This is a genomic window from Acinetobacter sp. UBA6526 (assembly GCF_002434875.1).
GTDB lineage: Bacteria > Pseudomonadota > Gammaproteobacteria > Pseudomonadales > Moraxellaceae > Acinetobacter > Acinetobacter venetianus.
On sequence record NZ_DJLC01000048.1, the window covers coordinates 1 to 4,731 of the forward strand.

Annotated in this window: 3 protein-coding genes; all 3 read right to left on the reverse strand. The window is 36.4% G+C overall.

Annotated elements, in window-relative coordinates; translation table 11 throughout:
• Positions 1-2,723: DUF1302 domain-containing protein (locus B4237_RS03140; RefSeq protein WP_286941323.1), on the reverse strand; the 2,723-nt coding region annotated here is incomplete at its 3' end.
• A 239-nt stretch (positions 2,724-2,962) separates the two neighbouring features.
• On the reverse strand, positions 2,963-3,679 hold the full coding sequence (locus tag B4237_RS03145) for a uroporphyrinogen-III synthase (RefSeq protein WP_286941324.1): 717 nt from the start codon (positions 3,677-3,679) through the stop codon (positions 2,963-2,965).
• On the reverse strand, positions 3,657-4,610 hold the full coding sequence (gene hemC, locus B4237_RS03150; protein WP_286941326.1) for a hydroxymethylbilane synthase: 954 nt from the start codon (positions 4,608-4,610) through the stop codon (positions 3,657-3,659). The genes B4237_RS03145 and hemC overlap by 23 nt, the downstream gene beginning before the upstream one ends.
• Between the last annotated feature and the right edge of the window lie 121 nt (positions 4,611-4,731).

The window sequence follows — 4,731 nt, forward strand, 5'->3', positions numbered from 1 at the left end:
TTAGAAATTGCAGCACCAGCTGCATCTAAACCAGTGTTTGATGTTCCAATCGCACCAAGACACTTATTAGTTCCTGATGCAGGACCCTCATTGGAACCATTTCTTGCCACATAACCGTTCGCAGCATCATTAAGGTCACGAATGCTAACAAAACCAAACTCAGTTAAAAGCGCGACACTGTCAGCACCAATTGTTTTTGTGACTGGATCGGATGCAGTGAATGAAGTTGTAGTTCCAAGTGATCCGCTCCAAACATCATATTCAATAAATGGTTTTGAATAATATCTTGCAGTAAGATTAGTAGTTGCATTTCCATTAGAGTCTAATACATCTCCAAGTGTAGATCGCTCATATGCAGCAACCGTTCTGAAGTAACGATCCGGTGCAAGTCCAGCTGCCGTTTGGAAAGCTGTCGCAGTTGCTGCTAATGCATCACCTGTACCAACAGAGCCTACCGCAGCGTTTGCAGCAGCGGCATCAGCACCAGCAATTGCAACAAAGTTTAGAGCATCGTTTGCACCGTTTTTATCATTTAATTGATTGATTTGGTCAGATGCATCAGTTGCAAGTGGGAAGTCAGGTCTGTAAGCCAATTCACCCTGTACCGTAGTAGAACCAACATTCGTACTAAAACTTGCAGCATATACTTTGTTATCTTCTGGGAAGATACCTTGATAAGTAATCATATTGATTGGAGTTACGGCAGCAAATAATCTTGCGCCAGTTCCAATTAATCCGGAGTGTAAAGCACCAGTAGTTGCGTCATAGACTGCACCAGCACCTGTGTTACCAGGAACAGCACCGTTTGCAACGTTTGCTGCAGCCTGTGCAGCTCTACCGAGCGTGTCAACCATAGCGAAACACTCACTTGCATCGTGAGCTCGGTCGCCATTACTGAATTGCTCACTGAAATAAGCTTGGATCATTAAGTTGTCTCTGTGCTTTTGTTGAGCGTTACCAGTTGCGTAGTTAGTGGCGCCACCAGCGGCCATTAAGCCTCTCATGCTTGATTTCATTACAGCACTACATAATCCTGGACTTAATGCAGCATTGGATAATGCAGCATGAACTTGTTGAGTTCCACTTAAATCATAAACACCTGCAGTATCAGTACCCGCTGCCATTACACCTGAATCATCTAAAGTACCTGCAGCATCACCAGCAGCTAATAAGTAAGCGCCTAGTATATCACCAGCAAATACATTACCTGGCATTGAGAATTGTACATATGGAACTTTTGAATGGTAATTTGCGAAATACAATCCAAAGTCCACACCAGTCCCGATATTATCAACATATTTGTTAAATCTGAATCCGTACTGGCCATCGTCTCTTAGAGTTTCAAATAGACCAGTTTCATCTGGAAAGAGATCTACTGTTCCTGACTTATCAAAACGAGCTGCAGGTAAAATGCTCATTGCATAATCAACATCAGCAGCAGTTCCTGAACCCCATCCTGCTGAAATAGCAACGTGGCCTCTACTACCGTCATCATTTAATCCATTAAATCCAGGCGCAGTTAAAGCATCCTGATTTGCAGTAAAGTTATGGGCCATCGCAACACCTCTTGCCATCGTCCACTCAAGAGCAGTCATGATATCAAAACCTCTAGTAACTAAATGAGTGGTATCAAATGCACGCCAGTTATCAGCATTTTGAGTCCAGTTCGTAGCAGTTGCTAAAGTACAACCGAGGTTATTTCCTGCCGCATAACCAGCAAGTGCCATTGCAGCTGTACCTACGGCCATGTGAGGACATGCCTCTGGTGCCATTCTCTCTCTATAGTTAGATCCAGTAGATAGAATAGAAGTTGCACCTCTTCCGAAAGTCTCACTTCCAAAATATGCACCACTTGGATCAAGCTCGATCATGTCATTACTAAATTGATAATAAAATTCTAGACCTGATCCGTCTTCAAGACCTAAAGCAACTGATAATGTTTCAGTTGGAATTAGAGCTTCTTTAACTCCAGAGCCCGGTGCTCTTAGTTTAGATAGGTCTAGCGCGTTTGTAACTAAACCATTCATACCGATTGGTAAAAAAGTTGCTTCACCCCAACTAGTGACAAAGCGTCCAAGTTGCAAGTCAACAAAAGTTCCATCAGTATCAAAAGAGTGTGTGAGGTAAGCGTCAAGGAGAGTGAAGTCGCTTTCAAATGCCTCTTCTGCATCTGAATTAAGTTGCTTAAATATTGGAGAGCTAATATCTAATGCGGGGTTGTAAGATCCAACGGCAGACAAACGAATACCTGTTGTGCCATTTAAGGTTCCATCAATTTCTGTATAAACCTTTTGCGTTGCACTGAATACATCACCTTGATCAAAGTTTAGGTTTCCATTGTTCGCTTGGTTTCCATAAAAATCTAAAAATTCTGTTGGGGTATTTCCATAATCATCAGTTCTGTAACCAGCACAGCCACCAGCTGAACCACTAGTATAAGTTGACAGTGCTGAAGAGTTCGGATCAGCATTATTTTGTCTTATTCGTTGATTAATTACAAAAGCTACAACTGCTGCATCAGCTGCTGATGCTTCCGAGTAACTGTAGCCGTCAATCATTTTACAATCACGATCTTGAACACGCATTGAAAAACCAGACGATACTGTAGTGTTTATTTGTCCAACAAACGCTCCACTGTTTACGTCAAGTGAGTACGCAGTCGTAGAAAAACCTGCAAGCAATAGAATGCCGGCAGATAGATTTTTTAGAAACTTAAAACTCATTAATATCTCCCCTGTTTTAATTTCATAATGAAAACCATTATTATAATATTATTCTTATGTATAAACATTTATGACACACCTGTGCCATAGAATTAGATTATTAAACTTAAATTCAATAAATTAGTCAAATGTTTATACAGCTTATTTTCAATCATATTTAAATAAGTGATGCATAATTGCAACATTTATTTAACGGAAAACTGGTAAAAATTTATTAAAGAAGACCCCCTAGAATATAATCAAAAATATAGGCTTTTTAGCAAACCAATTATCGAAATTTGGTTTGGATTCTTAGCTATTTTCACGCCCTCGAATAAAGAACACTTTATTATATATTTTGCGACCCTATCACTTATGCAGACTGCCACAATTTTAGATAGAGAAGATTCTAAATTATTATCATGTATGTGTTTTAAAAAATTTTGAGCACTAAACTTTGAAAAAAATAGAACGATTTTTATTTTATCATTCGACATCAGTTTTTGTGTTTTCAATGAAAGTGTTGATGAAGGTATCGTTTGATAAATTATCTTTTTTCTGATTTGAATATTTTCAGCCTTAAGACTATTAATAAATTCATTGTTTACTATGTTACTGCAAAGATATTCGAGTTTGTGTTTGTGTTTTTTGTTTTTCTTTAAAAATTTTGTAAGTTCACAACTATCTAAAAATACTTTTTCAATTTTTTTAGCACCAATTTTATGAAGCTCTTCTTTTACTTTTTGACCGATAACTAAAATTCTACCCTGATATAAAAGTTTTGCGTAAATTTTTTTTTGCTTTGATATTGCTTTGACTGCTTGCAGACTTGAAATTATAAAAACTTTGTCGTCTATTTTTATTTTTTTAATTTTAACAAATTTAAAGTTTGTTAACGGTTCTTGAACACAAGGTAGTTTGTCTTTCTTCAATTCTGCAGATAATAATTTACCTTCAATGCTTGGGCGAGTAATCAAAATCATCTTTTAAATTATCTAAATCATCAATATTTTTTTGTCCAACAACGGATAAAATTTGTTCGGACATTTGGTATGCAAGTTTAATGCTGTTTGTTTGATCATCAGTCTCAAACCCTTTAAATAATAAGTTTCCATGATGATCTAATATTTGACACGCAAGTTCTATTTTATTTCTTTTTATTTGAGCCAACACGCTCACAGGACTATTACAGTTTGCTCCAATTAATCTTAATACTTCTCTTTCAGTTTCAGCTATAATGTTTGTTTCTGTTTGATTAACTGATTTTAAAATTTCTTTATGTTGGGAATTTGATGTTGTTTGCACACCTATGATACCTTGACATGCTGCAGGCATAAAATTCTCAAAGTCGAGAATTTCTGTAATAATGTTGCCAAATCCAAGTCGTGCAATGCCTGCATAACTCAAAATAATTGCATCATATTCTAATTCTCTCAATTTTTTAATCCTTGTATCTACATTGCCTCTGAGCAATTTAATATTTAAGTCTTTTCTCAATCTAAGAATTTGTGACCTTCTTCTGATAGAGCTGGTTCCTATAGTTGAGCCCGGGGATAAGTTGGCCAACTTTTTTCCAGAATTTGAAATCAAAACATCATTTCGTTGTGTATGCATTAAAAATGCTACGATATCCAAGCCGTTGGTGTTTTTTGATGGCAAATCCTTTAAAGAGTGCACTGCTAGTTGAATCTCATCTCTGATAAGCTGATCTTCTATTTCTTTAGCAAAAAGACCTTTGCCTCCCAACTTATCCAATCTTTCGGTGTTTTTAATATCACCCATAGTTTTTATATGCTTAACAGAAAGTTCGTGTTCGTTTTTGATAATGTATTTAGATATTTCCTGTATCACAATTTCAGATTGCAAATTTGAAAGTTTACTGTTTCTTATACCTACAAGCAGTTTCATAAATAATGATCATTTTCTTATTTTTATATATATAATGTAATTTAAGAGTAATTATTATTTAAATATACAGTTTATGAGCAAAATTACGGTTCTTGGGATTGAAACAAGCTGTGACGAAACA

Excerpts from the sequence above, each read along its gene's own strand:
- hemC (WP_286941326.1), bottom strand. The coding sequence starts at position 4,610 with ATGAAACTGCTTGTAGGTATAAGAAACAGTAAACTTTCAAATTTGCAA.